Annotated in this window: 28 protein-coding genes, 1 tRNA gene and 1 pseudogene; 8 read left to right on the forward strand and 22 right to left on the reverse strand. The window is 72.3% G+C overall.

Going from position 1 to position 25,660, the window contains the following annotated elements:
* Nucleotides 1-111: 111 nt before the first annotated feature.
* Entirely contained in the window at nt 112-1,530 is a 1,419-nt protein-coding gene (locus tag LC193_RS15135; RefSeq protein WP_226074722.1) for a PP2C family protein-serine/threonine phosphatase, read from the reverse strand.
* Nucleotides 1,531-1,925: 395 nt separating this feature from the next.
* Between LC193_RS15135 and LC193_RS15140 the strand changes: the two genes are divergently transcribed.
* Nucleotides 1,926-2,594, forward strand: a complete 669-nt coding sequence (locus LC193_RS15140) for a bifunctional DNA primase/polymerase (protein WP_226074723.1) — start codon at nt 1,926-1,928, stop codon at nt 2,592-2,594.
* Between the two features lie 250 nt (nt 2,595-2,844).
* On the opposite strand, the gene LC193_RS15145 is transcribed toward LC193_RS15140, so the two are convergent.
* The 3 genes from LC193_RS15145 to LC193_RS15155 form a co-directional block, all read right to left on the reverse strand.
* The gene (locus tag LC193_RS15145) at nt 2,845-3,822 is read right to left on the reverse strand and encodes a DUF5926 family protein (protein WP_226074724.1); all 978 of its coding nucleotides are present in this window, start codon (nt 3,820-3,822) and stop codon (nt 2,845-2,847) included.
* A gap of 112 nt (nt 3,823-3,934) precedes the next feature.
* Entirely contained in the window at nt 3,935-4,369 is a 435-nt protein-coding gene (locus tag LC193_RS15150) for an ATP-binding protein (protein WP_318842161.1), read from the reverse strand.
* A 152-nt stretch (nt 4,370-4,521) separates the two neighbouring features.
* Nucleotides 4,522-5,313, reverse strand: a complete 792-nt coding sequence (locus tag LC193_RS15155) for a glycerophosphodiester phosphodiesterase (protein WP_226074725.1) — start codon at nt 5,311-5,313, stop codon at nt 4,522-4,524.
* Nucleotides 5,314-5,431: 118 nt separating this feature from the next.
* Here LC193_RS15155 and LC193_RS15160 point away from each other — a divergent pair, with 118 nt between their 5' ends.
* Together LC193_RS15160 and LC193_RS15165 are read left to right on the forward strand one after the other, a co-directional pair.
* The gene (locus tag LC193_RS15160) at nt 5,432-6,964 is read left to right on the forward strand and encodes a S1C family serine protease (protein ID WP_226074726.1); all 1,533 of its coding nucleotides are present in this window, start codon (nt 5,432-5,434) and stop codon (nt 6,962-6,964) included.
* Between the two features lie 47 nt (nt 6,965-7,011).
* Nucleotides 7,012-7,099, forward strand: a tRNA-Ser gene (locus LC193_RS15165).
* Between the two features lie 143 nt (nt 7,100-7,242).
* Here LC193_RS15165 and LC193_RS15170 read toward each other — a convergent pair.
* The 17 genes and pseudogenes from LC193_RS15170 to LC193_RS15245 all read right to left on the reverse strand — a co-directional run bounded on the left by LC193_RS15170 (nt 7,243) and on the right by LC193_RS15245 (nt 19,534).
* Nucleotides 7,243-8,652, reverse strand: a complete 1,410-nt coding sequence (locus LC193_RS15170) for a tyrosine-type recombinase/integrase (protein ID WP_226074727.1) — start codon at nt 8,650-8,652, stop codon at nt 7,243-7,245.
* Nucleotides 8,653-8,715: 63 nt separating this feature from the next.
* The gene (locus tag LC193_RS15175) at nt 8,716-8,904 is read right to left on the reverse strand and encodes a helix-turn-helix transcriptional regulator (RefSeq protein WP_226074728.1); all 189 of its coding nucleotides are present in this window, start codon (nt 8,902-8,904) and stop codon (nt 8,716-8,718) included.
* A 46-nt stretch (nt 8,905-8,950) separates the two neighbouring features.
* Nucleotides 8,951-10,438, reverse strand: coding sequence for a DNA primase family protein (locus tag LC193_RS15180; protein WP_226074729.1), 1,488 nt, complete (start codon nt 10,436-10,438; stop codon nt 8,951-8,953).
* 343 nt (nt 10,439-10,781) lie between these two features.
* Nucleotides 10,782-11,684: a bifunctional DNA primase/polymerase gene (locus LC193_RS15185; protein WP_226074731.1), complete on the reverse strand. Its 903-nt coding sequence runs from the start codon at nt 11,682-11,684 to the stop codon at nt 10,782-10,784.
* Between the two features lie 99 nt (nt 11,685-11,783).
* The gene (locus tag LC193_RS28995; protein WP_264086272.1) at nt 11,784-11,915 is read right to left on the reverse strand and encodes a hypothetical protein; all 132 of its coding nucleotides are present in this window, start codon (nt 11,913-11,915) and stop codon (nt 11,784-11,786) included.
* Between the two features lie 47 nt (nt 11,916-11,962).
* The gene (locus LC193_RS15190; protein WP_226074732.1) at nt 11,963-12,346 is read right to left on the reverse strand and encodes a hypothetical protein; all 384 of its coding nucleotides are present in this window, start codon (nt 12,344-12,346) and stop codon (nt 11,963-11,965) included.
* Between the two features lie 243 nt (nt 12,347-12,589).
* A complete protein-coding gene (locus LC193_RS15195; RefSeq protein ID WP_226074733.1) occupies nt 12,590-14,743 on the reverse strand; it encodes an ATP-binding protein in 2,154 nt (717 codons plus the stop codon).
* Between the two features lie 95 nt (nt 14,744-14,838).
* Complete coding sequence (locus tag LC193_RS15200; protein WP_318842162.1) at nt 14,839-15,243, reverse strand: NUDIX hydrolase; 405 nt, start codon at nt 15,241-15,243, stop codon at nt 14,839-14,841.
* A complete protein-coding gene (locus tag LC193_RS15205) occupies nt 15,240-15,527 on the reverse strand; it encodes a hypothetical protein (protein ID WP_226074734.1) in 288 nt (95 codons plus the stop codon). Before LC193_RS15205 ends, LC193_RS15200 begins: the two co-directional genes overlap by 4 nt.
* Nucleotides 15,524-15,778, reverse strand: a complete 255-nt coding sequence (locus LC193_RS15210; protein ID WP_226074735.1) for a hypothetical protein — start codon at nt 15,776-15,778, stop codon at nt 15,524-15,526. Before LC193_RS15210 ends, LC193_RS15205 begins: the two co-directional genes overlap by 4 nt.
* 12 nt (nt 15,779-15,790) lie before the next feature.
* On the reverse strand, nt 15,791-15,964 hold the full coding sequence (locus LC193_RS15215; protein ID WP_226078921.1) for a hypothetical protein: 174 nt from the start codon (nt 15,962-15,964) through the stop codon (nt 15,791-15,793).
* Nucleotides 15,965-16,015: 51 nt separating this feature from the next.
* Nucleotides 16,016-16,351: pseudogene (locus LC193_RS15220) on the reverse strand (RRQRL motif-containing zinc-binding protein); the annotation flags it as partial.
* Nucleotides 16,348-17,220, reverse strand: coding sequence for a DUF2637 domain-containing protein (locus LC193_RS15225; RefSeq protein WP_226078652.1), 873 nt, complete (start codon nt 17,218-17,220; stop codon nt 16,348-16,350). The pseudogene LC193_RS15220 and the gene LC193_RS15225, both read right to left, overlap by 4 nt.
* A gap of 23 nt (nt 17,221-17,243) precedes the next feature.
* Nucleotides 17,244-17,432, reverse strand: coding sequence for a hypothetical protein (locus LC193_RS15230; RefSeq protein WP_226074736.1), 189 nt, complete (start codon nt 17,430-17,432; stop codon nt 17,244-17,246).
* The gene (locus LC193_RS15235) at nt 17,429-17,896 is read right to left on the reverse strand and encodes a Pycsar system effector family protein (RefSeq protein ID WP_226074738.1); all 468 of its coding nucleotides are present in this window, start codon (nt 17,894-17,896) and stop codon (nt 17,429-17,431) included. The genes LC193_RS15230 and LC193_RS15235 overlap by 4 nt, the downstream gene beginning before the upstream one ends.
* A complete protein-coding gene (locus tag LC193_RS15240; protein WP_226074740.1) occupies nt 17,893-18,156 on the reverse strand; it encodes a DUF6284 family protein in 264 nt (87 codons plus the stop codon). Before LC193_RS15240 ends, LC193_RS15235 begins: the two co-directional genes overlap by 4 nt.
* Nucleotides 18,157-18,817: 661 nt before the next feature.
* Nucleotides 18,818-19,534, reverse strand: a complete 717-nt coding sequence (locus LC193_RS15245; protein WP_226074742.1) for a GntR family transcriptional regulator — start codon at nt 19,532-19,534, stop codon at nt 18,818-18,820.
* 57 nt (nt 19,535-19,591) lie between these two features.
* Between LC193_RS15245 and LC193_RS15250 the strand changes: the two genes are divergently transcribed.
* Entirely contained in the window at nt 19,592-20,401 is an 810-nt protein-coding gene (locus LC193_RS15250) for a class I SAM-dependent methyltransferase (protein WP_226074743.1), read from the forward strand.
* Between the two features lie 369 nt (nt 20,402-20,770).
* Here the strand turns inward: LC193_RS15250 and LC193_RS15255 are convergent, their stop codons facing one another.
* Nucleotides 20,771-21,202: a TIGR03668 family PPOX class F420-dependent oxidoreductase gene (locus LC193_RS15255; protein ID WP_226074744.1), complete on the reverse strand. Its 432-nt coding sequence runs from the start codon at nt 21,200-21,202 to the stop codon at nt 20,771-20,773.
* Nucleotides 21,203-21,617: 415 nt separating this feature from the next.
* Between LC193_RS15255 and LC193_RS15260 the strand changes: the two genes are divergently transcribed.
* The 4 genes from LC193_RS15260 to LC193_RS15275 all read left to right on the forward strand — a co-directional run bounded on the left by LC193_RS15260 (nt 21,618) and on the right by LC193_RS15275 (nt 25,602).
* Complete coding sequence (locus LC193_RS15260) at nt 21,618-22,253, forward strand: sigma-70 family RNA polymerase sigma factor (RefSeq protein ID WP_226074745.1); 636 nt, start codon at nt 21,618-21,620, stop codon at nt 22,251-22,253.
* Nucleotides 22,237-22,917, forward strand: a complete 681-nt coding sequence (locus LC193_RS15265) for a hypothetical protein (protein WP_226074746.1) — start codon at nt 22,237-22,239, stop codon at nt 22,915-22,917. Before LC193_RS15260 ends, LC193_RS15265 begins: the two co-directional genes overlap by 17 nt.
* 353 nt (nt 22,918-23,270) lie before the next feature.
* Nucleotides 23,271-23,822: a SigE family RNA polymerase sigma factor gene (locus LC193_RS15270; protein ID WP_226074747.1), complete on the forward strand. Its 552-nt coding sequence runs from the start codon at nt 23,271-23,273 to the stop codon at nt 23,820-23,822.
* 88 nt (nt 23,823-23,910) lie between these two features.
* Entirely contained in the window at nt 23,911-25,602 is a 1,692-nt protein-coding gene (locus LC193_RS15275) for a long-chain fatty acid--CoA ligase (RefSeq protein WP_226074748.1), read from the forward strand.
* Nucleotides 25,603-25,660: the final 58 nt, after the last annotated feature.

Raw genomic sequence — 25,660 nt, forward strand, 5'->3', positions numbered from 1 at the left:
CCTGCTCCTCCGCCACGTCGTGCCTCCTCACATCGGTACAGGCGTCCATGGTAGGCGGGGGCACCGACACCGCGACAGCGCCGGACGGCCGGGGCGCAAGGCCGGCCCGCGTCAGCAGAAACGGGCGGCGAGCAGCACGACGTCCGCGCCGCCCGCGGCCCCGGCCCGCCCGCCCGGGCCGCCGTGCGCGTCCTCGGTCCCCGGGAGGCCGGGCGGCCCCGGCGCCGGGAGCACGGCACGCAGCACGTGGTCGGCGAGCGCGCCCGGGTCGGCGCGCGTGGCCGGGTCCGCGCCCTCGGCCGCCGCCCTGAGCCGGGCGAACGCGCCGTCCAGCGGCCGGCCGGTGCGGTGGAGCAGGCCGTCGCTGTACAGCAGGACCGTTTCTCCGCCGCCGACGCGGAGTTCGACGCTCGGGGCCTCCCAGCAGGCGAGCATGTTCAACGGCGCGGACAGCGCCGTCTCGGCGAACACCGCGCCCGCCGGGCCGACGACCAGCGGCGGCGGGTGCCCGGCCGAGGCCAGGACCAGCCGGCGCGCGGCGGGCTCGGCGTGGCAGAAGACCGCGGTGGCCGCGCGGCCCGGCTCGGTGAGCCGCAGCAGCAGTTCGAGGTCGGAGAGCACCGCGACGGGGTCCTCGCCCTCCATCACGGCGTAGGCCCGCAGCCCGGCGCGCAGCCGGCCCATCGCGGCGAGCGCCGCGGGCCCGTCGCCGCAGACGCCGCCGACGGCCAGGCCGAGCGCGTCGTCCGGCAGCGCGAGCGCGTCCCAGAACACGCCGCCGCCCCGCGCGCCCGCCCGGTGCCTGAGCGCGAGCGAGACGCCGGGCAGCCGCGGCAGCCCGGTCGGCAGCAACCCCTCGCGCACCCCGCCGAGATCGGCGCGCACGCGCGCGAGTTCGAGCCGGTTGGCGATGTGCTGGCCGGCCTGGCGCACGTAGTGCGCCAGCAGCCGCCGCTGCCGCGCGTCCGGCTGCCCCGGCTCGTCGTACAGCCACACGGCGGCCCCGAGCCGGCCGGCCGGCTGCGCGGTCAGCGCGACGGCGTAGCTCGCGGCGAACCCCAGGCGCGCCGCCACCTCGCGGTGCCTCGGGTGCGCGGTCTCGTCGGCGGCGATGTCGCGGTGCAGCACGTTCGCCGCGGCGCCGCGCGGGCCGCCCGCCAGGTCGAGCCCGACGCACCGGCCCGGTACCGTTTCGATGTGACCGAGATCGGCCCGGTCGAGACCGAACCCGGTCATCCGCTCGGGGCCGAGCCCGTCCGCGGGGCACAGGGAGACCAGGCCGCGCCTGGCGCCGACCAGGCCCGCGCCCGCGCGCAGGGTCTCGTTCAGCGCCTCGGCCAACGTCCTTGTGCGGCCCAGGCGTTCAATGAGTCCGTGCAGCGTGGTCAGGTCGGAGATCCACGAGGCGAGCCGGTCCTGGACACCGCCGGGCCGACCCGGCGGCGGGCCGTCGAACGGCCCCGAAGTCTGCGGCACCGTGGGCAGTGCCTGGTGGGTTCCAGCCACTTTGGGCGGGGGCGAGGTGCTCATGGGCGAGAAAAACCCCCAGGTGGTGAGCGTCACTTCGGGACAAGCCGCGGGTGCCTTGGGGACGGACGTGTGTCAAGTACTGTCCTTCCTTGAAGGATGATGCCCAGGTGGCGGGTGCGTTCCCGGTCCGACAGGCCGGGCCGGAGCGACTTTGGCGGAATTGGCGGAAAAGAAGCGACGAGTCGGTCCGCCCACGATCGACTGGTCGGACCCGGCGGCGGATCGCGCCGGGCGGGCTGGGTACATATCGGAACGGACCGTCGAGTTGTGACGTCCCTACCGGTAGGCGGCCAGGCCCACGGTGCCCGCCGCTGTTCCCCAGCGCGACCCGCTACGTACGGTGATCAGTGTTCCACCTGGTGCAATTGACCCGCGACGGGAAGGGACGAGCGCCGATGCGCGAGATCCTCGGAGAGCGACGCACGAACGGTAACGGCAAGGGCCATGGCCACGGTCTCGCCCTGCGCGGAGCCGCGCTGGTGTACGCACGGCAGTGGGGCTGGCCGGTGCTGCCGGGGGTCGGCACGGACGCGGACGGGACGTGCGGCTGCCCCCGGGCGAACTGCGTCGTGCCCGGCGCGCACCCCGTCGACCCCGGCCTGCTCGCCGCGACGACCGACGCGCGGATGGTGCAGTGGTGGTGGACCGCGCGGCCCTCGGCGCCGATCGTGCTCGCCACGGGCGGCCGGGCGCCGTGCGCGCTGAGCCTGCCCGCGGTGGCCGCCGCGGGCGCGCTGGCCGAGCTGGAACGGCGCGCGGTGCCCACGGGTCCCGTGGTCGCCGCGCCGACGCGCTGGATGCTGCTGGTGGAGCCCTACGGGCTGCCCGAGCTGGGCGAGCTGCTCGGGGCGCTGGACCGGGTGCCGAGCTCGCTGCGGTTCCACGGGCCGGGCGGGTACGTTCCGCTGCCGCCGTCGCGCACGGGGTCGGGCGGCGTGGGGTGGGCGCGCGAGCCGGAGCCGACGGAGGGCCGGGTGCCGCTGCCGCGGGCCGCCGACCTGATCGACGCCCTGGTGGAGGCCGGCCTCAACGCGCCCGAGCCGGGCGGGTGGCTGGCGCTGTGAGGCGCACCGAGGGGGGAGCCGCGCGCGGGCGCACATGGGCGGACCCGATCGCTGGCGACGGGGGATGCACCAGCGACCGGGCCCTCATCAGAAGGTAACAACTCATCGGGGATTCGCAAATCCCATGGCGCCGATGAACCGGCCGAACTACCGCCGAATGGCGGGAGTTGTGACTGGAATCACGCCGTCCGGGCGTGCGCGGGCCCGCGCGCCGCCAACACGCCCGCGCCACCCGGAGGCTGTCGTCCCGTCAGTTGAGCGTGATCTGGCGGTTGGTCAGGCCGTCGCGGGCGCGCCGCTCCTCGGGCGTCAGCGGCGCGGTGGCGGTCAGCGCCTCGGCCAGCCGCTCGCCGAACGCCGCCGCCGGCTTCTCGCACTCCTGCGCGCCGTGCGCGCTCGGCAGGTCCCACACCGGAACGGTCAGGCCGTGCGCGCGGAAGGAGCCCACCAGGCGGGTGTCCTCGCCGAGCGAGGTCGCTCCCGCGGCCTGGAGCCTGGCCAGCGCGTCGAGCAGCTGCTCCTCTGGGTGCCGCATGACCCAGCGCAGGTGGTTCTTCTCCGGCGTCCTGCACCAGTAGGCGGCGTCCACGCCGGTCAGCCGGACGGTGGGGGTCGCGGCGGCGTTGGCCCGTTCGAGCGAGGCCGCCACGTCGCCCGTGGCCCGTTCCGCGTCGTCGAGCCAGAACTCGAAACCCTCGTGGACGACCGGCTCGAACGGCGCCTCGGGGTCGAGCAGGTCCTGGAGCCGCGGGCCGTCGGGCGCGGGCCGGCCGGCGGCGACCGGGTTGCCCGGGGTCGTGGTGAACGCACGGAGCAGCACGTCCGCGAGGTCGCGGCTGAGGTCGCCGGTCGCGGTGTCGTTCTGCACGGCGAGCAGCACCTCGCCGTTGTCCCGGCGCAGCGCCGGCCAGGCCATCGGGAGCACGGTGGCGAGCGTCACGGACGGCACGCCCTCCGGCAGCCCGTCGCGCAGGACCAGCGGTGCGGTCGCCGCGGGCACCAGCTCCCGGAGCGCGACCCAGTCGCACTCGCCGGTCAGGCCCTCGAACGGGCGCTGCACCAGTTCCGTCGCGGCCTGGGCGGCGGCCCGCCCGTGGCACGCCTTGTAGCGGCGGCCAGAGCCGCAGGGGCACGGCTCCCTGGCCCCGACGACCGGGACCTCGCCGTCGGCGAGCCGGGCCGCGGCCGGGGCGCTTGGCTGGGTACGGGGGCGGCGCTTTTTGGCCATAGTCTGCGGGTCTCCTGCTGCGTGAGGCGGACGGCTGTGCCGCGAGCCTACGGGCTGCCCCCGGCACCGCGCCGGACCGGGCCGCGTCCTGGCCCCGGCGGCGCGCGCCCCCTCAGGCGGCGAGCGCCGGCAGGACGGCCCAGACGGTCACGGCGCCGGTCGCCGGCGTCTCCCGAACGCCCCACGCGCGGGCCAGGGACGTGATGATCGTCAGCCCGCGGCCTCCCCTGGCGGTCACGGAGGGTGACGATGGTCGGGGCCGCGTCGGCCCCCCGCCGTCGGTGACCGAAATGGTGAGGGCGCCGTCGTCGTCGCGACTCCAGGACGCGCGGATTTGCTCCCGCTCGTCGAGCGGCCTCGCATGTCGCCAGGAATTACTGAGGAGTTCGGAAAGAATCAGAACGGCATCCTCGATGATCGTTTCCGACGTTCCACTTTCGCGCAATTCCGAACGCATTCGCCTCCGCGCCGCCCCCACGCCCGCAGGTCCGTGGGACACCGACATGGACGACGACGCCGGAACGTGCTGTGTCACCACGAGCGCCACCCCCGACACCTCCTTTGCCCCACGCCATGGGATTGGTGCCCTCCCGGCGTACGGCGGAAACCGGCCATGCAAGATCTGTTGACGCAGTCGTAACGTGCGGATACGAAGCGAATGCGCCGGGGCACGCCGGGTGAAAGGAGGAGACTCCTGTTTCAGTCGAGGCGGTCGAGCTGCTCACGCACCGTGCGCGGCCGGTTGGTGATGATGGCGTCCACGCCCAGCCGCGCGCACAGCTCCACGTCCGCGGGATCGTCCACGGTCCACACGTGCACCTCGTGTCCCGCCCGGTGCGCGCGGGCCACGTAACCGGGGTCGCGCCGCAGGATGCGGATGCTTGGCCCGGCGATCCGGTTGCCCGCGGGCAGCCGCCCGCCGCGGTGCCGCGGCAGCAGGAACTGCATCAGGTAGACCGTCGGCAGCCCAGGGGCCGCGAGGCGCACCCGGCGCAGCGAACGCGCGGAGAAGCTCATCACCCGCACCTGGCCTGGCAGCGGGTGCCGGGCGAGCAGGTCGAGCAGCCGGCTCTCGACCTGGCCCGCCCAGCGCGTGGGGTGCTTGGTCTCGATCGCCAGGTCGACGGGCCGTTCCGCCTCGGCCACCAGCCGGAGCAGCCGGTCGAGGGTCAGCACGGTGGTCCGTTCCGGATCGGCGGAGTCGGGGGTCTCGGCGCCCGTGCCGGCCGGCGACTTCCAGGAGCCGAAGTCCAACTCGGCCAGCTGCGCCAGCTCCAGTGCGGAGACGGCGCCGCGACCGTTCGAGGTACGGTTGATGCGGCGGTCGTGTACACACACCAGGTGCCCGTCCGCGGTGAGCCGGACGTCGCACTCCAGGGCGTCCGCACCCTCCGTGATGGCCTGGCGGTACGCGGCCAGGCTGTGCTCCGGGGCGTCCTCCGAGGCCCCCCGGTGCGCGATGACCCTGATGGGACGACGGTCGGCGGTCACCGCGACATGGTGCCACGCGCGTGGCCGGGGGGCGGAATGTCGGACGGGGCTTATGTTCGTCCGACAGCCCCTGGGCAAGACTGCTCGCACATCCTGTCGTGCCCCAGAGGAGAGAGCTGTGAGCACCGAGAACGAAGGCACCGGCAAGCCGGACGAGCCAGCCGCCGGTGCGTCCGATGCCCGCCGCGACGGGCCCGTCACGCCGCCGCCCGCGGCGGCCCCGCCGACCCCGACGCGGGAAACGCCGGCTCCCGCCGCACCTGAGCCGCCGACTGCCGCGAGCCCTCCGCCACCCCCGCGGCAGCAGGCAGGCGCGGCGCCTGCCGCGCCCGCCGCGCCGCCGCCCGCGCAGGCGGCACAGCAGCCGTACCCGCCTCTGCCGTCCTACGGCTCCCAGCCGTCCCACGCGCCCCACACGCCGTACGCGTCCGCCCCCCAGTACCCGGCCGCGCCGGGCGCGGGCGCGGCGGGCGCGCCGACGGTGGACGCCACCGCGCCGCCCGAGGGCCCCTGGGGCGCGCCCCTGCCCCCGCCGCCCCCGCCGAAGAAGCGGCGGAACGGGCTGCTCGCGGGCGTCGTCGCGGCCACGCTCGTGGTCGGCGGCATAGGCGGCGGCATCGGCTACGTGCTCGCCGACGGCGACGGCGGCGGGACGTCCGTCGTCGGCCAGGAGACTCGCGGCGACTCCGTCGCCCGCCCGCCGGAGTCCGTCGCCGGCATAGCGGACGCGGCCCTGCCGAGCGTCGTGACCATCGAGGCGGGCTTCGGCCCCGAGGCCGCGGGCGGCACCGGTTTCGTCTACGACGAGCAGGGCCACATCCTCACGAACAACCACGTCGTGGCCAGCGCGGCCGACGGCGGCGAGCTCACCGCGACGTTCTCGGACGGCGAGACCTACGAGGCCGAGGTCGTCGGCCGGGCCGAGGGCTACGACGTGGCCGTGATCCGCCTGACCGACCTCAACGGCCGCGAGCTTCAGCCGCTGCCCATGGGCAACTCCGACGAGGTCGCCGTCGGCGACACCACCATCGCGATCGGCGCGCCCTTCGGCCTGTCCGGCACGGTCACCACCGGCATCATCAGCGCCAAGGACCGGCCGGTCGCGTCCAGCGACGGGGAGGGCAGCTCGGCGTCCTACATGAACGCCCTCCAGACCGACGCCTCGATCAACCCGGGGAACTCCGGCGGCCCGCTGCTCAACGCCGACGGCGCGGTCATCGGGATCAACTCCGCGATCCGCGGCTCCTCCAACGGCCTGGGCGAGGTCGGCAGCATCGGGCTCGGCTTCGCCATCCCGATCAACCAGGCGCAGCGCGTGGCGGCCGACCTCATCGAGACCGGCGACCCGGTCTACCCGATCATCGGCACCCACGTGGAGTCGGCCACCGGGGAGACCGAGGGCGCCGCGATCATCGAGGAGTCCCCCGACGGGCCCGACCCCGTCGCGCCGGGCGGCCCGGCCGACCGGGCGGGACTGCGGCCCGGCGACATCATCACGCAGTTCGGCGACACGCTGATCGACAGCAGCCCGACGCTGATCAGCCAGATCTGGACCTACGAGCCCGGGGACTCGGTCGAGTTGACCTTCGTCCGCGACGGCCAGGAGCAGACCACGACCGTCGTGCTCGACGAGCGCGTGGGCGACGAGTAGGCGAGCCGCTAGGCTGTCCGGGTGCGCGCGAAACCCCGGGCGCACCGGGAGGCTTGCCCGAGCGGCCGAAGGGAACGGTCTTGAAAACCGTCGTGGCGTAACCCGTCACCGTGGGTTCAAATCCCACAGCCTCCGCGCTGGTCGTGACCTCGCAGGTCAGAAGGGGTGCCGCTCTGCGGAGCGGCACCCCTTCCGCGTGTGCCCTGTCTCACCACGACTCGCCCGTATCCCGGGTTCGACCAGCGCGTATGGGCCATGTGTGGGCCAACGCGGGCCCGCTATCCGTCCTTGCTCAGCTCTGCCGCGATGAGCTGATTGGAACGCGCCTGCCCGCCCTGAAGGATCTTGGCGTAGAAGCGGAAGAGAACGGCGATGCTGTGCCCGGCCCGGCGGGCGACCTCCACCGGGTCCACCCCCGACTTGATCCACAGGGACACACCCGCGTGCCGGAGGGAGTACGGCACCTCCGCGAGAGGCGACGCCGCGTCTTCCTCGCTGAGCACCTTGACGCGCGCGGCGTCCCACAGGTCGCAGTACTCGGTGGACCGCACCCGGCCGCCCCGCGCTGCCCGGAACAGCCGCCCGTCGGGCGCCGTCCCGTAGTCGGCCATGTGCTCGCGCAGCATCCGCACGAGCACGGGAGGGATCGGAACGGGCCGCGTCGCCTTGCGGGCCCGCCGCTTCAGCCCTCTCGTCTCGTACGACTCCCCGTCGTCCGTCCAGCCCCCGCCCACTTCGGGGCGGCTTTCGGCGAGCAGCAGTTCACCCCAGTGGTCGGCGGTTTCCGGGGTGTCGGGGGGTAGCTTGCAGTCTCCGGCCTTCAGGGAGGCGATCTCCGCCGGCCGCATGGCGGCGAAGTACAAGCACCCGAAGAACGCGGTGAGGTGGCGTCCCCGCTTCCCCGAATCGCGGACGGCCCCGATCAGGGCCCGTGCCTGGGCCGGACCGGGCACGTATCGGAAGTCGATCTCGTCTTCCGCCTCGGCAGGCGTCCAGTCCACCCGGGGGAGCGGATTGGCGGACAGCAGTCCCCGTTCGTCTACGGTGTACCGAAGAAGGTTGCTCAAGACCATGCGCTTCCGGCGCGCGGTGTTCTCCGCCGCCTTCTCCCCGTCCATCCGCCGCGAGATGGCGTCGAGCGCCGGTCGCAGCAGCGCGGGGTCCTCCAGGGCCTTCACCTTCATGGAGTGGCCGGAGAGCCACGCCAGCGCCTCCCGGATCTCCTTCGGGGGCTCCTCCGCTCGATGCCGGGCGACCAGCTGACCGTCCGGCCCCTTCACCGCGCGGAACGCCCACTGGTAGAGCCCCCTGCGCAACGTCTTGGGGTCCGGCGCTCCCCGGGTGGTCGTGACGAGAGTTGGCACGATGACCGAAAGAGCTTCCGCGATGCTGGCCCGGTGCTTCGCCGCGGCCCGGGGCCACTTCATCAGGACGTAGGCCATGCAGTGCTCGAACCAGGTCGGGGAGTTGAGCGTTGCCAACTCGCGGGCCGGGAGCCCCGTGTCCTCGTCGAACTGCTCCCGTTCGCGCAGCGCGGTCAGGAGTTCCGAGCGGCGGCCGTCCGCCTGTGGCTTCAGCTTGAAGCTCTTGGAATGGGGGCGTGATCCGACGCGCCACCGCAGCTCGTAGGGCTTGGCGCGGCCGGTGCGCTTGCGGATCGACCAGACGTCTACGTCGTACGTGAGCATGGATCTCCAAGAACGAGGGGGCCCGCGTGGGCGGGCCCCCTCGGTAGGCGTGGCGAGATGGGGTTACGCGGCGTTCTCTCCGCACTGCTGCCACCACGCGTCCAGGTCCGCGCGGCTCACGCGGAGCTGACCGTTGGGGAGCTTGCGGAGGCGCGGTGCCTGACCGCGGGCACGCATGCGGTAGAACGCGGCGCGGCTCATCTGGATCTCTTCGAGGACTTCAGGCAGCTTGAGCATCACGGGGCGGGCCATGTGGCACTCCTCAGCGAACACAGATCGGGCAGCGAAAGAGTTGGATTCACATTGCGTTGAGTCGCGACTCATCGCGACTCAAGACCTCTTCGACCCCTTCTTGAGTCGCGATGAGTCGCGACTCAGGCAGATGTGGTTCGGATACGTTGAGCGTGATTCCGTTGTAGGTGGCCACCTGCCGGTTGTAGGCATCGCGGGGCCGGGTGCGGTTGAGTTGGGGCACGACGGAGAGCAGGTTGCGCCCGAAGACCTGTTTGGTGCCGGGGCGGACACCGTTGTCTTCGGCCCACTCCCGCCAGGCGTTCCACAGCGCGTCTACGGGGACGGTGCAGGCGGGCCCGGTGGTGCAGCGTTCACGGACGAACGCGCTCGTTGGTGAGGCGGTGTCGCGCATGGTCGTGACCGCGTCGCGGCTTGAGGCGGGTTCGGTGATGCGGCCAGCGCGTTGGAGTCGGGCGAGTCCTTCCAGGGCCCAGTTCAGGATGCCCGGCATCTCAGCGATGAGGCGGTCGGTGAGGGTGGGGTCTTCTCTGCCCAGCCAGGACACCCGCAGGTTGAGCAGCACGAAGCGGTTGGCGATGACACCGCTGCTGTCCCCGAAGTGCGGCAGTTCGTTGGAGAGGATCACCAGCCGGGTGGGCAGCTTGCCCGTCCAGACTTCGCGGTACTTTCGGTCGATGTCGATCGTGTCTTCACCGGAGATGGTGAGGAGCCGTTCGACGACCTGCGTGTTGTCGTTCCCTGACAGGCGGGCGTCGGCAATGACCGCCAGTGGCTTACCGATCAGTGTGGACAGCCCGAAGTTCGTGCCGAGACCTGCCAGGGTCGGCCCGGCCAGGTTCTTCTTGCCGACCAGGGCCTTCAGCACTCGTGCGATGGTTCCCTTGCCGGAGCGGGAGGGGCCCACCATGAGCAGAATCTTCTGGAGATCGGTGCGGCCGGACAGGACGTAGCCGAACCATTCCTGAAGCGCGAGGATCGCGTCGGGGTCATCGGGCCACACCTCGGACAGGAAGTGCTCCCATTCCGGCGCTGTGGCGCCGGGGTCGTAGGGGAAGGGCACGGATACGAGGTTGAAGAAGCCAGGGGTGTGGGGCAGCAGGGCGCGGTCACGGATGTGGAGCAGGCCGTTCTCGCACGCCACGATGGGTTCTTCGTTGTCCGGGGCGCCGTCGCTGTCGAGCCATGCGGGTGTGTCGGTGTCGGTGGGCAGCAGGGTGATGGCTCCCAGCGCGTCGAGCACGTTGCTGATCTTCTGTTTCGTCGGGGCCCAGTCGCGTTCTTCCGGTTCACCGTCCTTGCCGGGCGCGTAGTAGACGGCGTGCTCCAGCCGTTCGTACATCGTGGCGCGTACTTGGGCCTCGTCCAGCTCGCGCCAGCAGGTGCCGTCCCAGCGCATCCAGCTCCCGCGCCAACGGCGGCACACCCGCCGCCCCTCGCTGTCCTGCCAGTCAGGCAGTAGTCGACGGGCGACGGCGAGCGGGTTGCTCGGCGGGGGCAGTTCCTCGGGTCCGGAGGCGTCTCGGGCCATCATGCGGCGGCCCTTTCTTCCTGAGGGTTCCTGAGGGGGCAGGTGCTGCGGTGGTCGGCGTGGTCGGCCACGAGCACGGCGACGCGGCGTTGGCCGGCGGCGTGTTCGTCCCTGCCGCACCGGCACCACGAGTGGGCGGTGGGGGTGGCTCCGCGCGGTGCGGTGATGCGAAGCCAGGCGATGGGGTGCCGGCCGTCCGGCCGGTGCGGGTCAGGGATGGAAGAGGACGGCCTTCGGCCGACGTTCTTCGGGGCGCCCTTGCCCGTCGACTGCGGGGCCGGTTCGGCGGGGCGCGGCTGGTTGGGGGTGCTGGTGATGCTCTTCAGGGGGGAGCGGCGGGGGGTGGTCATGCTGCCGGCCGGGTGCTGTTGCGGGCGATGGACCAGTCAAGGCCGCTGCGCACGGTGGAGCGGCACTGGCGTTCCGGCAGTCCGCAGGAGGCCCCCGCCGCCTGAAGAGCCTCCTCCACCACGGATCGGGGGAGGTCGCCCCAGGCGATGAACCGGCCGAGTGCTCGCGCCGCCCGGAGAAGCGTGGTGTCGCGCCGTCCCTCGTGTGCGTCCCGCACGGCGGCGGTTTCGGCTTCCAACGCGGCTGTGGCGTAGCGAGAGGCCCGGTGCGCGGACGGTAGGGAGAACAGCCCCCGCGAGACCTGACGGGCCATCAGGCGGGCGTACAGCCATTTCGGGAGCGGGGCGGCCGGGAGGTCGTCCACCACGGCATAGGCCCCGGCGGGGGTCGTGCTGCTGGGGGCGACGACGTACCCGCCCCACGCGCGGGTGTCGACCAGCGGCCCGAGCCTGCTCGCGCTGTTGGTCATCCGGGCCCCGGCCGGAGCGGTGAAGTACAGGTGGAACCCGCCGCTCGCGGTCCGGATGCGGCGGGTGGCGGGGACGGCCTGTCCGGCGCGCTCGCAGAGCGCTTCGAAGGTCGTCACGCCGCCAGGCGTGTCCTTCTCGTTCTTGGTCTTGGGCCGGTCGAGGTCGACGACGAGCAGCCCGGCCGGGCCGGTCGCGATGCCGATGTTGTAGGGGCGGGCGGTCCACGCGGCCCGGATCAGGGCGGGGTCGGTGGTGGCGCGCTGCTCCCACTTCAGGTGACCGCCCGAGCAGCGGCCGGTGCGCGGACAGCGGTGTTCGGGGTGGCCGGCGGGTCGCTTGTCCCCCGGCCGCAGAGGGAAGACGGGCCACCCGCGTTCGGCCGTGGCAAGTGCGGCGTTCAGCAGCGCGGATCGTGCGTCATGCGTCATGCTGGAGTCCTCCAACAGGTCTGTCATGGGCGGTTGGGCCGGGGCGGTCGCGGTCTTTGGCGAGAGGCGACCGCCCCGGACGGTGCTAGGCGGAGGTCGCTAGTCGAGGGCGTTCGAGTCGTAGCCCATCTCGATGTCGCTCTCGCGGTCCTCGTACTCGCGCTGGTCGCATTCCTCGCAGCCGCAGTAGGTCCACGAGCCGTCGATGAACTCGGCGTAGCAGTCGTCCATGGGGGCCTTTCGTTCAGTGGTGGCCGGGTGGGGGCGGGGGCTGTCGGCTACCAGGTGGAGCGGAAGCCGGTGCGGCCCGCGGCTTGTCCGGTGGTCTCGTGGCGTTCGCGGCTGTTGAGGAACGCGGCCTCGAACTTGGCCTCGTGTTCGGCCTGTTCGGGCCAGGTGCGCAGGTTGCGGATGGCGGGGTGGTCGCGGCGGTCGTAGACGGGGCCGTAGAGCAGGTAGAACCGTTCCGGTCCGATACCGCCGCCCCAGGTGAGGCCGACCAGCGGCTTCCGCTTGAACTGAGCCTTGCCGACGAACGTGCCGGCCTTGGGGCCGGTGGTCTTCTCCGCGATGTAGTAGGTGCGGCCGGGTTCGGCGCGGCGGGCGAACTCCTTCGCCGCGCGCTTCAGCCGGCGGTACTCGGCAGCGGTGAGCGCGGTCATTGCACTCCTTCGGTGTGTGCGTGACGTCGGCGCATCCGGCACCACAGTTGGTCACTGTGCGTGCAGGGAGGGAGGCAGGGGGACCCCGTTGGGGCGCGTCGCCTGGGGGTTTCCGCAGGTCGCGGGCGGGTGCCTCCCTGCCTCCCTGGCGGTGTGTTGTCGCAGTTCAGGTTGGGGAGGCGAAGGTGGGGAGGTGTTCGGGGAGTTCTCCCTGCCTCCCCGCCCGCCTCTCTTCACCGAGGGTTACGACTGGGGGGTGTCGGTGTCGCGTGCGGCGAGTGCTTCGCGGACGCGGGCGCGGGAGACGACCATGACGCCACTGGACTTGTAGGGGGCCGCGCCGGTGGGGTCCAGCGCGCGGGTGAGGTCGGACGCGGTCCAGGTCCGGTACTCGCGCGGGTTGCGTTCGGCCAGTCGCTGGCGGACCTCATCCGTGCGCATCCGCTCGTTCTCCCCCAGCACGGCGTGGATGTCCGCGAGGGGGTCGGCGGGTTCGTCGGTGCCGGCGCCGGTGCGGGTGGTGACGCCTTCCCGGCCGGCTTTGATGCGGTCGGTGATCTGGGTGGCGTCGTCGGTGGAGATGTAGTGGGTCCGCACGGTGATGGAGGACTGGCCGGCGGGGATGGTGATCCCGTCGGAGGCGACCACGAGGGTTCCCTTGTCCAGCCCCTGGCGCAGCAGGTGCGGGGCCGCGCCGCCGTCGACCGCCTTGTCCCCCAGCGCCATACGGGCCTGAGACTCCGTGCCCAGCGCGAGGGAAGCGCGGGTGTGGGCCCCTTCGCGAACGAGCTTGGGAAGGTTTTGGTCGGTCGGGTCCTGCGTTCCTTCCCACAGCAGCACGTCGACCGCGCGGCCCTGGTTGTGGAGCTTGCGGGCGGCCATGAAATAGCGGCTGGTGGCCTTGGAGCCGCCGTAGGGGCGCTTGTCCGGGCCGACAGCAGGGCACATGAACGCAACCTGCGCTTCGTCCACGATGCCGATCAGCGGCGCGAAGACGGTGCCGGGCGGGGCCTGGATCCGGCGCTCCATCTCCGCGACCAGGTCCTCAAGCATCTCGGTGGCCTCGATGACGTGGTCATCCGTCGGGCCCTCGATCAGCACCGTGGCCACGCCGCCGAACATGGCCCAGTCCCCGACGCCCTTGAGGTCGGCGATGCGGAACTCGACCGCCGGGTCGTGCGCCAGCCACAGCGCCAGCGCCCGCAGCGACGCGGTCTTGCCCTGGTTGGACAGGCCGGTCATCAGCAAGTGCCGCTGATACAGGCTGATCAGGGCCGCGTCGCCGCGCAGGTCCTGACCCCACGGCGCGCGGCCGGTCTTGTAGTGGGCCGTCAAATCAGGGTCGGTGACCAGCGGGGACGGGCCGATTGGCTCATCCAGTGCGCCGGAGTCCGCGATCCACAGCCGCACCGTGCGGGCGGCGGTGGGGATGGTGATGAACACCTCGTGCTCGTGCCGGGAAAGGTTCTCCGCCAGCTTGCGCCGCTTGCTCTGGACCTCGTTCGTGGAGACGCCGGAGGGAAGGGTGACGTCCACCTCAACGCCGCACCCGGCCAGCGTGATGGGCCCGAGCATCGCGGCACCGGCGTCGCCCATGTCCTTGATCGCCTTGCGGAGCTGGCTGATCCCCAGGTCCCTCAGCGCGGTGACCACGATCGAGGGCGTGATCGGCTCGCCACCAACATCGGACCGGACGGCGGGCAGGGACCACTGCGGCGCGGCCTGCCGCTTGCGCCCGACCGACCACAGCGCGGCCAGCGCCACCCACGGCGCGGCCGTGGTCACCGGCCCCCACACCACCGAGCCGACGAACACCGCCCACCGGACCATGTCGATGACGAACATCGTGGGATCGACGATGTCGGCCGGGTTCTCGTTGGCCACGGCCAGGGCGACACCGAGCAGCAGCAGACCACCCGCCCCCAGACCGGCCGCGCTGGCCGCACCGTGCAGTGCGCGGCCCGGCGCGGTCAGCAGGTCCATACGCCGCTGGTGACGCTGCTGCCGGAACCGGGTCGCGCGTTCCTCCCACTCTTTGGCTTCTTCGAGCTGGCCGGCGGCCTCAGCGGCGCGGATCAGCCGCTCGTACCGCGCGGTCGTGCGCGACTCCCACACCCGGCGGGTCACGATCCGGGCCCCGCCGACGACGTACAGGCCATGGCGCGCCGCGTAGCGGGCGGCCGTGCGCGTGCGGTCATGCCGCACGGCGGCGAGCAGGGCACGACGCACCCGCCGCCGCGAACGCTCCCGCTCGGGCACCGGGGCGAAAGCTCCCTGATCCTGCTGCGGGGGCGGGAGGTCGGTGTCCTTGACCAGTGTCAAATGCCCACGGGTATGCGCCGGCGCGCTTCCGGGAATGGGCCGATTCAGGTCGTGCCCGCTGTCAGGGTCGGACATGATGAGGGGTACCTCCGGTACTTCGTGAAGGGGTGCGCGGGGGCCCGGGGCGGCCGGTCAGTCTTGGCGGAAGGAACGACCGCCCCGGGGCGCCATCAGAGGCTGTTGAGGATGTGGTCGTGGTCGAATGCCAGCGTCGGCAACTGGCTCAAGGACCACCACCGGGCGGCGCGGGCGTCGTCACCGGCGAGGGGCTGCGCCGGGGCGGGCAGGGTGGCGGTGTAGGCCACCGTGACGTACCGGCCGCGGGGGTCGCGGTGCGGGGCGTCGAAGACACCCACCTGCCGCAGCGCGTCGGCCGCCACACGGATGCCGGTCTCCTCAACCAGCTCCCTGGCGGCTGCCTCGCGGCTGGTCTCCCCGGCATCCACATGCCCGCCAGGCAGCGCCCAACGGCCCTCGAACGGGGCCCAGCCGCGTTCGATCAGCAGCACGCGCCCGTTGCTGATGAGGATGATGTCGGCGGTGTAGCGGATGGTCTCGATGCTTTCGTCGTTCACCGGTTCTCCTTGTTCTCCTTGGTCATGTCGTTCCACAGGCTTCGCAGTACCAGGACGCAGATCGTCACGGCGACGGCCCCGATGGCCACGGCCACGAACGCGACGGCGGCGGTCAGCAGGAACAGCGAGCCGACCGCCCCGGCCGCGCCCCACTTCACGAGCTGCGCGCCCCGGTCGGGGTGTTGCGGCGGGGCGGGCGCCCAGTGCTGCGGAACGTGGGGGGTGTGGGGCGGCGGTGGGGTGTGGCAGGTGCACGTGCCGTGGTGGTGTTGGGGCAGGTTCATGCCGGGCTCCGTTTCGAGTCGTTGCGGTGCGTGCCGGGGCCGGTCGCCGGGGCGAGCGCGCTCCGGCCCCGGTGGAGCAGGCGCCGGCCGACGAACAGCCCGGCGGCGAACACCAGCAGGTGAGGTTGGGCGGCGGCCCAGACGGCGAGGGTCCCGGCGACCAACAGCAGCCCGGCCGCGGCTTCGGGCCACAGCAGCAGTGCCACGACCACCACGAGCCAGCCAGCGGGCCGGGCCAGTGACTTGGTCATCTCTTGGCCCTGTCAGTTCTTCTTCGTGGTGAAGTCCATGGAGATGCCCCCGTAGACGTCACCGATGATCACGGTGCCCTCACCGACTACGGCGACGTCGCCGTTGGCGCCGATGTAGACGGCGCCGCCGCCCGTGCCGGTCTCGGACTGACCGGCCTGCTCACTGGCGTTGTTGTTGTCAGCCATGACGTGCATCTCCTTCAGCCAAGAGGTGTCGTGGAAAGCAGAGCGCGGTTCCTCAGGGGCCCGGTCCGGGAAAGCACACGGAACACACAGGCCAAGCGAACGAGGGATGCAGTACTCCCGCACCGCCCCACAACCCGGGCAGGTACGGCGCGCGGTGATCGCCGCGCGGACCGCAGCCCACTTCGCGGCGGTCATGGGCCGCACCGGCCGCGCAAAGTCGATGCGGTAGAGGTACGCGATCAGCGGCGGGCGACCCCTGCGGCGGGGCCGTTCCAGCACCGCCACCGGGGCCTGACCACCCGGCCGCAGGCCGGCCGCACGAAGCTGCCGGTACGTGGCCAACCCGTCAGGCGCGAGGCGCCAGCGGTAGGTGGGCAGTCGGCTCACGCCGCAACCTCCACAGGATCAGCAGCCGTGACATGCCGCTCGGCGCGCTCGGCCCGCAAGGTGTCGCGCAGAGCGCGGGCCTTGGCCGGGGCGGTGCGAACGGCCTTGCGGATCGCCTCAGCCGTCAGATCGGCGTCCGGCCAATCGGCCGTCGCTTCACGCGCCTCGATCAGCAGTTGTTCGGGGGTGCGGGTCGGTCGGGGCGATCGGGCCGCAGCGGGAACCCGACCGGTCGCACGGCGCGGCCGGTCGGCAGCAGACGCCGCAAAGGCCGGTGGTGCGGTCGGTGCCGGATCGACCGTGGGTTCGGGCAGCGTGACGGGCGCGGGTTCCTCAACCGGCGGCGGGGCGGCGGGGGCCGATTCCGGCTGGTCAGGGGGCGACTGATTCGCCCTGTGCTGCGGTGTTTCCTCCTGGTTCGTGTCCGGGGTCGACTGGGCGGGCGCGGGCCGGTGGTGAAGTACCTTGGCGACCAGATCAGACCCGAAGTAGATCGACCCGACCGGCAGCGCGGAAGCGATACCGACCAGCACGTAGTGAACCCAGTCCTCATCGGACAGCCGGACCGAACCGGCCGCCGCCTGCTCGTGCAGATCGGGCATCAACCCGTGCACGTAGTTCAGGACCAGACTGGCCAGGGTGTAGCCACCCAGCACGCACAACGCGAACGTTCGGTCCCGGCCGACCAGGTAGAGACTGGCGACCAGCGCCACCACCATCAGGCCGTCGACCACGAACGCGTAGATGTCCGCGCCCTGCTCATCGACCCCGATCGCCAGCGCCACATCCCGAAGCCCGTTCCAAGAGACCCGGAACGCCATCGCGACGACGATGACCAGCCCGCAAACCAGCCCGACCCGCAACCACATCAACGGCGACCCCAGCGAAACCCTCACAGCGCCTCACCCCCCGTGTAGAGGAAGCGGTACAGCGCCTGCTGAAGCTGCAAGAAGTCGCGCCCGGAGGTGATCGGCGGGTACCCGTGCCTGACCAGCACCTCAGCCACATCCAGCGTCAGCCCGAGCGTGAACCGGCCGTCGTCCTGCGGCAGCGGCCGGATGGGGTGCGCGCCCTCACTCACAGCGCACCCCCGATCGCGAGCAGGGCCGCCAGCACGAGCAGCACGCCGGCCGCGCGGATCAGGTCGACCGCCCGCTGAAGCCGCTTGTGCTTGGCCATCGCCAGCCGCGCCAGCGTCACCACGGCCTCATGCCGGTGGTCCACCGCCATCGCCTCTCGAAGCTCGCGCGGCGTCAGGCCCGCCCAGTGCGGCAGCGACCCCCGGGCCGACGTCAGCCGCGGGCGGACCACCGACAGCAGCACACCCGCACCGCCGGCCAGCACCGCCGCCCCCAGCCCACCGGCCACCGCCGCCGGCCAGAACGCCACCAACGCCTTCCCGCCGGCCAGCACACCGGCCAGCACCGCACCGCAGAACGCCAGCAGGATCGAAGCTTTCGAGTCCGTGCGGGCAATCTGCGCCTGCACCTCCGCGAACGCCCCATCCAGCGCCGCGTTCACGTCACGTTCCGGCAGCCCGCTCACGCGCCCACCCCCGCCACACCCGAGGTGCGGTTGGCCAACGCCCGACGCGCGGCCAGCACCCGGCGGCGAGCTCGCCGCAACCGCCGCTCGTCCACCTCACTGGGCGTGCGATCCAAGGTGATGATCTGCGCGTCCAGTAGCTCGACCTCCGCCAGGATCAGCGGCATCTCACGCTCGATCGCAGCCAGCTCCTCCTCCGACGGCTCCCCGCCGGACGGGGCGGCGGTAACAACCGCCCGAAGTGCAACGATGTCCCTCATGGGTCGTGGTTTCCTCTCACGGATGGAACGGCCCGAACAGCGGCCCCGGTGTTCCAGCACCGGGGCCGCGCGCCGTTGAAGTCGGAAGGTGTCCGGCTCCCCCGCCCCGCCCGTACGAGACTGCGCAGTGCGCGGCCCCGGACGGGCGGGGGAGGCAACCGGCCGCAGCGCTACCCGCTGCGAGCCAGGAAGAAGCGGACCGGATCAGCCGCGAGCAGACATGCAGCTCGCGACCAGGCGCCGCCGGCCGGTCCAGTGCGGCGACGCCCACATACATCGACGGATCATCAGGGCTCCCGAGCAGAGAAGGGCTTCACCAGCCCGCCGTGCCGCGGCGTGCCGGTCCCGAGCCCGCAGAATCGGGCGCGCCATCGTCGCTGCTCTGGCGCGTCAGCAGGGCGGCCCTCAGCCGCCGACGACCGCGGAAGGGCCGTCCAATCAATCCACTGTTCAGTTCTCAACCACCTGGCGCTTCCTTCTGGTCCGTTTCACGGGACCCTCCGGGCGTGACACCAGACTGGACCGGTGGACCGGTCCAGTCAAGCCCTGTGTGTGCGGACGCCTTGAGGCGGAGGAACGTCTTCGCTGGTCAAGGCCCCTTTGAGGAAAGAAAAAAATCTGGACCGGTATACCGGTCCAGCTCCCTCTTTGGGGTGCACGCCTACATGGCGTACGTCTCGCTGCGCCTGTAGTGGGCCGCCGGAGTAACGCCTTCCTCGCACACGAGGGGGCGGCCGTCCTGGTCGAACGCGGTGTGCAGAACCACTGCCACAGCCCCCGTGCCCGACAGCCTCAGGTGATGCGCTTCGGTTTCGTTCGCCAGCCGCACCGTGGTCACGTCCTCCCCCTCGACGGGGTACCGCCCGGTCTGCCGGCGGACGTAGCGCGTGGTGCCCTCAGCGATGGGCGCCGTCTGTCCCAACCGCGGGGAAGCCTCCGCCACGTCCGGGGGGAACCATGCCTCCGCGTAGCTGTGCGGGCTCCCGTCGGGCAACTGGTGAACCCGAACGCGCCTCAGGGCCTCAGTGCCCGGCCGCATCCGCAGTGCCTCCGCAACGTGAGCGGGAGGTTCGAGCCAGTCGGGCTCACCGATGCGGAGGAAGGGCATGCCCCCGGAAGCGCGCGCCGTGCCCGCGCGGCGCGCTCCGGCCGGCCGGGCCACCGGCGTTTCCGTCACGATGAAGCCCGTGCCCTGCTTGGCGACGACGATGCCGTCGTTGCGCAGCACTTCCATGGCCTTGATCGCAGTCGCACGCGACACCGACCACTGCTCGGCTAGGTCCCGGCCGGACGGCACGGTCTGGCCCGGCTCGAACTCGCCGCTCGCGATGCGGGCGCGAAGTGATTCCGCGATCTCCTCATACTTCAGCAGTGCCATGGCTTCCCTTCGCCGCATGCGCTGGACTGGTCCACCGGTACAGATGATACTTCGGGCATGTCGAGAATCGAACTGTCTCCTTCCGTCATGCGCTTCTACTCGCAGACCGTGGACGAAGGCAGTCGCCTGCGTCGCTCAGCCGACGGGCGCCTTGAGCTGGCCCGTACGAAAGAGCTGTTGCGTCGCTTCCTGCCTCCGGTACCGGCCACCGTGCTGGATGTGGGTGGGGGGACCGGCATCCATGCGGAATGGCTGGTCAGGGATGGGTACGAGGTGACCCTCATAGACCCAGTTCCCCGCCACGTTGAACAGGCTGCCCGTGTCTGTCCCGCCCTTCTCGGAGACGCGCGGAGTCTGGCAGCCGAGGACAACAGCTACGACGTAGTGCAGCTACTCGGGCCGCTCTACCACCTGCCTGACGACGCTGACCGCCGCCAAGCGCTGTCCGAGGCCCGCCGAGTGGCGCGGCCGGGCGGTCTTGTGGCCGCCGCCGCGATCAACCGGTACGCCTCGCTCTTCGAACACGTCACCTACGCGCATCTGCACACCGAGCCGATGTGGGACGCAGTCTCCAGCATCTTGCGCACAGCGAAGCACGAGGGCCCTCACTTCACCGTTGCCTACTTCCACCGTGCCGAAGAACTCCTCGATGAGCTTCGAGACGCAGGTCTCGCTGACGTTCAGGTCTTCGGCATCGAGGGCCCCGCCTGGTCGTTGGTCAAGACAGCTGAGCAGCAGCCGGGCGAGGGCCCCACGGACGACCTGATCGCCGCCGCCACGGCGGCGGCCCGGATGGCGGAGCCGTACCCGGAACTGCTCGCTGCCAGTTCCCACCTGCTCGCAGTGGGGTGGGTGCCCGCCGGCTAGGCCCGGCTCCGCGGCGCTACTCGGAGTGCTGGCGACACGAGCAGGAGACACCGAATCCGTGGGCCTGTGGGCCATGTGTGGGCCAACGGGCGCGGGCGCGGCGAGCCCATTGCCGAACACGCAGGTCAGAAGCAACTCGAACGCTGATACCGCAACGCTCTTGAAAACCGTCGTGGCGGCAACGTCACCGTGGGTTCAAATCCCACAGCCTCCGCCCACGCGGTGAAAGCGCGAGTCGGAACGGCCCCCGGACCTCCGGGGGCCGTTCCGCTTCTCACCGCCGTTCCGCTTCTCACCGCCGTTCCGCTTCACCGCCGACCGCCGACCGGCGAGCACGGGGACGCCCGGACGGCGTGCCGCGCGTGCGTGCTATTCCGGCGGGGCGGGATCGCCGAACGCCCAGCCGGACCACCGCGTGACCGTGATCTCGATGACAGGACCGGCCGGAGGGGTGTCGCGGTACTGGGCGTACTTCTCCCGCAGCCATTCAACCGGCGCACAACGTTGCGCGTCGTCGAGAACGCGCGCCGTGCCCTCACCACGGGCCCACCACAGCTGGGTCCAGTCGTCGTCGTAGACGTCCGCCAGTACGCAGACCTGCGGGTTCGCCGCGATGTTCCGCAGCCGCCTGAGGTTGTGGTGCCGCTTCGGTTTGTGATCGACACCGATGACGAGGGTGTCGTCCCGTGCGGCGAAGGTGGCGGGAACGAGGTGGGGGACCCCGGCGTCGTCGGCCGTCGCCAGCCGCAGGACGGGGGACGCGACGAGCCGTGCGCGGGCGGCCTCGGGGGAGAGCTGCATGCCTCCGGAATACCTGGTCGACCGCCGCTCGCGCGTGAGCAACGGCACCCTCGGCCATCCTGTGGCCACGGTGGTCCCCCTCGCACCTGCCCGCTAGCCTGAGGGACAGGTCGAAGCCCGTACGCGGCGGACCGGCTGTGCCGTCTCGACCACCGTCGTGGCGGCAACGCCACCGCGGGTCCGCACCCCGCGGCCTCCGCCGGCGGCGAAGCCGTGGTGACGAAGGGGCACCCGGAGACCAGGCGCCCCTTCGTCACGGGGATGACCACGGCGTTCTTTGATCAGTTCGTAACTGAACAGCGTTGTTGCGTAAGATTTCTGACTTGGCTGACCACAATCGACCGCTTCCGATGACTTCGGGGGCGGGCGACCCCGGAACGCAGTCCCGACACCGAAGGAAGGACCCCGAGGCCCGGTGACCGATCACCTGCCCGCCCCGCGTACCGGCGTGGCGCCGCTCCCGGCGCTGCCCGCCGACTTCCGCGCCTTCCACCAGCTCTACCGGCCCGCCTACGTGCGGTGGGCCGAACTGCACCTGGGCGACCGCGCCGCCGCGGAGGAAACGGTCGACCGCGCCTTCGAGCAACTCGCCGCCGACTGGAGCCACGTCCTGCGCCTCGACAGCCCCGCCGGCTACGCCTGGGCGCTGCTGAAGGACCGCACCGTCGACGCCGCCCGGGCCCGCGGCCGGCGCCCGGTCGTGATGGACACCGCGGCGTTCGAGACCCACGCGCTGCACTCGGCCGTCGACCCCATAGGCGAGCTGGAGGAGAGCCTCGGCCTCTACCAGGCGATCCGGGAGCTGCCCGAGCGGCAGCACGACGTCATCGTGCTCCGGTACTGCATCGGCTACAGCAGCGAGGAGACCGCGGACATCCTGGGCATCAGCGTGCCCGGTGTCCGTTCCACGGCCCGCTACGCCAGGCACCGGCTCAAGGAGGCACTCGGCCTGCGCGCGGCGGACGAACCGGCGGACGCGCCGGGCCCGGGCGCCGCCCGCGGCGCGGCGGACGACACGGAGGGGAGGCCGGGGCATGCCCAGGTCCATTGACCAGGTGCTGGCCCGGGCGGTTCTGGTGCACCGCCCCCACACCTACACCGACCAGGAGATCGAGGCGGCCGAGTCGCGCATCGCCGCCCGCGTCGCGGAACGGCTGCACGGCCACGCCGCGCGCCCCCCGCGCGCCGACGGGCGCGGGGCGGACGCCACCCACCACCTCGTGACGTTGTGCCGAACGGTCGTCGGCCGGGCCGGCGCCCTTCAGCACATGGCGGCCCCGCTCGGGGGGCGCGTGCCGGAGCCCGAGGGGGCGCGCGTACTCGGCTGCGCGCTCCAGCTCGCGGGCCGGGAGGACAGCGCGCGCTTCTGGTGGCAGTTCGCCGCCGGAGCGGGCGACGGCGTGGCGGCCTACTGCCTGTACCTGCACCACCTGATCCTCGGCGAGTCCTGGGAGGCCGCGCTGTGGCACCGGCAGGCCGACCCGGAGGGCGGCGACCCGGTGGAGATCGGCGAGGAGCCGGAGGACGGGTGCAGCCCGGCGCTCGTGCTGCGCGTCCTGGCCAGGCTCTGCGGCGACCACGACTGCCTGACGGACGCCGCGGTCGCGGTCGTGCACTACGTGCCGGAGGCCGTTCGGTTCGTCGACGAGATCGAACTCCCGCTCCCCGTCGACGACTTCGCCGAACGCATTGAGGAGCTGACCGCGACGGCCTGACCCGCCGCGCCTCCCGCACGGTCCGCCTCCCGCCCGTCGCCCCACCCTGCCTTCCGCCCCGTGGCGCCCTGCCTTTCCGCCCCCCTCCGGCGCCCCGAGCCGCGCCCGCCCGGAGCCCCCGCGCGCCCCTCCGGCCACCATGCGCGCCGGGGCGCGAGCCGGTCGCGGGCGGGTGCCCCACCACGCCCCCGCCCCCGGCATCAGGTGAATCCCTGATCCCCCCTGAGGAAAAGAAATCGCCCCCTCCACCTCTGGGAGGTGACACCAACCCCCCTTCTACACCCTGGGGCGGATATCCCATCGCGACCTGTGGCCGATCCCCCGGCGGGGTGAAGTCTCCTAATTTGTAAGGCATGACCACGCCCAGGACAGCCCGGACAGCAGGGACGCTGACCTTCACCTCATACGTGCAGGCACGCGGACCGGTCCTGCTGCGCGCTGCCCGCTCGCTCACCGCCAACCCAAGCGACGCCGAGGACCTCCTCCAGACCGCCCTCACCAAGACCTACCTGGCCTGGGAGCGGATACAGGACCACCGGGCCCTGGACGGCTACGTCCGCCGGGCCCTGCTCAACACCCGCACCTCCCAGTGGCGCAAACGGCGCGTCGAGGAGTTCGCCACCGACGAACTGCCCGAGCCCGACCCGCTGCCCGCACCCGACCCGGCCGAGCAGGAGGCCGTCCGGGACGCGATGTGGCGGGCCATCATGAAGCTGCCGGCGCGCCAGCGCGCCATGGTCGTCCTGCGGTACTACGAGGACCTCAGCGAGGCGTCCACGGCGGAAGTCCTCGGCGTCTCCGTCGGCACGGTCAAGAGCGCCGTCTCCCGCGCGCTGGCCAAGCTCCGCGAGGACCAGGAGCTGGCCCAGGTCGCGCGCCACGACAGCCAGGTGATGGCCGCGTAATTCGTCGGGCCCCGACAGTGCCACGGGGCCGCCGCTGCCCGCACAATCACCGGAGACCCCGCACGCACGGCGAACGCCAGGAGGCCCGGTGCTCGGCACAATGCAGGACGTCCCCCTACTGATCAGCCGCATCCTGCGGCACGGCACCACTGTCCACGCCGGCTCCCGCATCACCACCTGGGCCGGGGAGGGCAAGGAGCCGCGCCGGCGCACGTTCGGCGAGGCGGGGGCCCGTGCCGCGCAACTGGCGCACGCCCTGCGCGAGGAGTTCGGCATACGCGACGGGGACGTCGTCGGCACCCTCATGTGGAACAACGCCGAGCACATCGAGGCGTACTTCGGCATACCGTCGATGGGCGCCGTCCTGCACACCCTCAACCTGCGGCTGCCCGCCGAGCAGCTCGCGTGGGTCATCGCCCACGCCGACGACCGCGTCATCCTCGTCAACCGCACCGTCCTGCCCGTCCTCGCCCCGCTGCTGCCCGGCCTGCCGCGTGTGGAGCACGTGGTCGTCGTCGACCCGGACGGCACCGGCGCCGTGCCCGCCCCGCCGCCCGGCACCCGCGCCGCGTTCCACGACTACGAGTCGCTGATCGCCGGCCGCCCCACCACCTACGACTGGCCCGAGTTCGACGAACGCACCGCCGCCGCCCTGTGCTACACCTCCGGCACCACGGGCGACCCGAAGGGCACGGCGTACTCGCACCGCTCCGTCTACCTGCACTCGATGCACGTCACGGCGGCCGAGGCCATGGCCCTGCGCCTGGACGACACCACGCTGCCCGTGGTCCCCATGTTCCACGTCAACGCCTGGGGCATCCCGCACGCCGTGTTCCTGACCGGCACGGGACTCCTCCTGCCCGACCGCTTCCTCCAGGCGGGCCCGCTCGCCGACATGATCGCCGCCGAACGCCCCACCCACGCCGCCGCCGTTCCCACCCTGTGGCAGGGACTGCTGGCCGAGCTGGAGGAACGGCCGCGCGACATCTCCGGCCTCGACAGGGTCGCGATCGGCGGCTCCGCCTGCCCGCCGGCGCTCATGCGGGCGTTCCACGAGCGGCACGGCGTTCGCGTCCTGCACTGCTGGGGCATGACGGAGACCTCCCCGGTCGGCACGACGCCGCACCCGCCGCCCGGCCTCACGGCGGAGGAGGAATGGCCCTACCGCGAGTCGCAGGGCCGGTTCAGCGCGGGCGTCGAGGCCCGCCTCGCCGGCCCCGACGGCACCATCCTGCCCTGGGACGGCGTCTCCGCCGGCGAGCTGGAAGTGCGCGGCCCCTGGATCGCCGCCGCCTACCACGGCGGACCGGGCGCCGAGCCGCAGCGCCCGGCCGACCGCTTCAGCCCCGACGGCTGGCTGCGCACGGGCGACGTCGGCGTCATCTCACCCGACGGCTACCTGACCCTCACCGACCGGGCCAAGGACGTCATCAAGTCCGGCGGGGAGTGGATCTCGTCCGTCGCCCTGGAGAACCAGCTCATGGCCCACCCCCGCGTCGCCGAGGCGGCCGTGGTCGCCGTGCCCGACGACACGTGGGGCGAACGGCCGCTCGCCGCCGTCGTCCTCACCGAGCCCGCCGAAGGACCGGCGGACGACTACGCGGCCACCTACCGCGAACTGCGCGCCCACCTCGCCGCGCGCCTCCCGCGCTGGCAGCTCCCCGAACACTGGACCAGCGTCGACGCCGTGCCCAAGACGAGCGTCGGCAAGTTCGACAAGAAGCTGATCCGCGCCCGTTACGCCCAGGGCGAACTCACCGTCACCACCCTGGCCGACTGACCCGCCGCCCCCCGGCCGCGCGCCCCCGGCCGCGGCCGGGCACGCGCGCGGGGGACGC

This window comes from Streptomyces marincola (assembly GCF_020410765.1).
GTDB lineage: Bacteria > Actinomycetota > Actinomycetes > Streptomycetales > Streptomycetaceae > Streptomyces > Streptomyces marincola.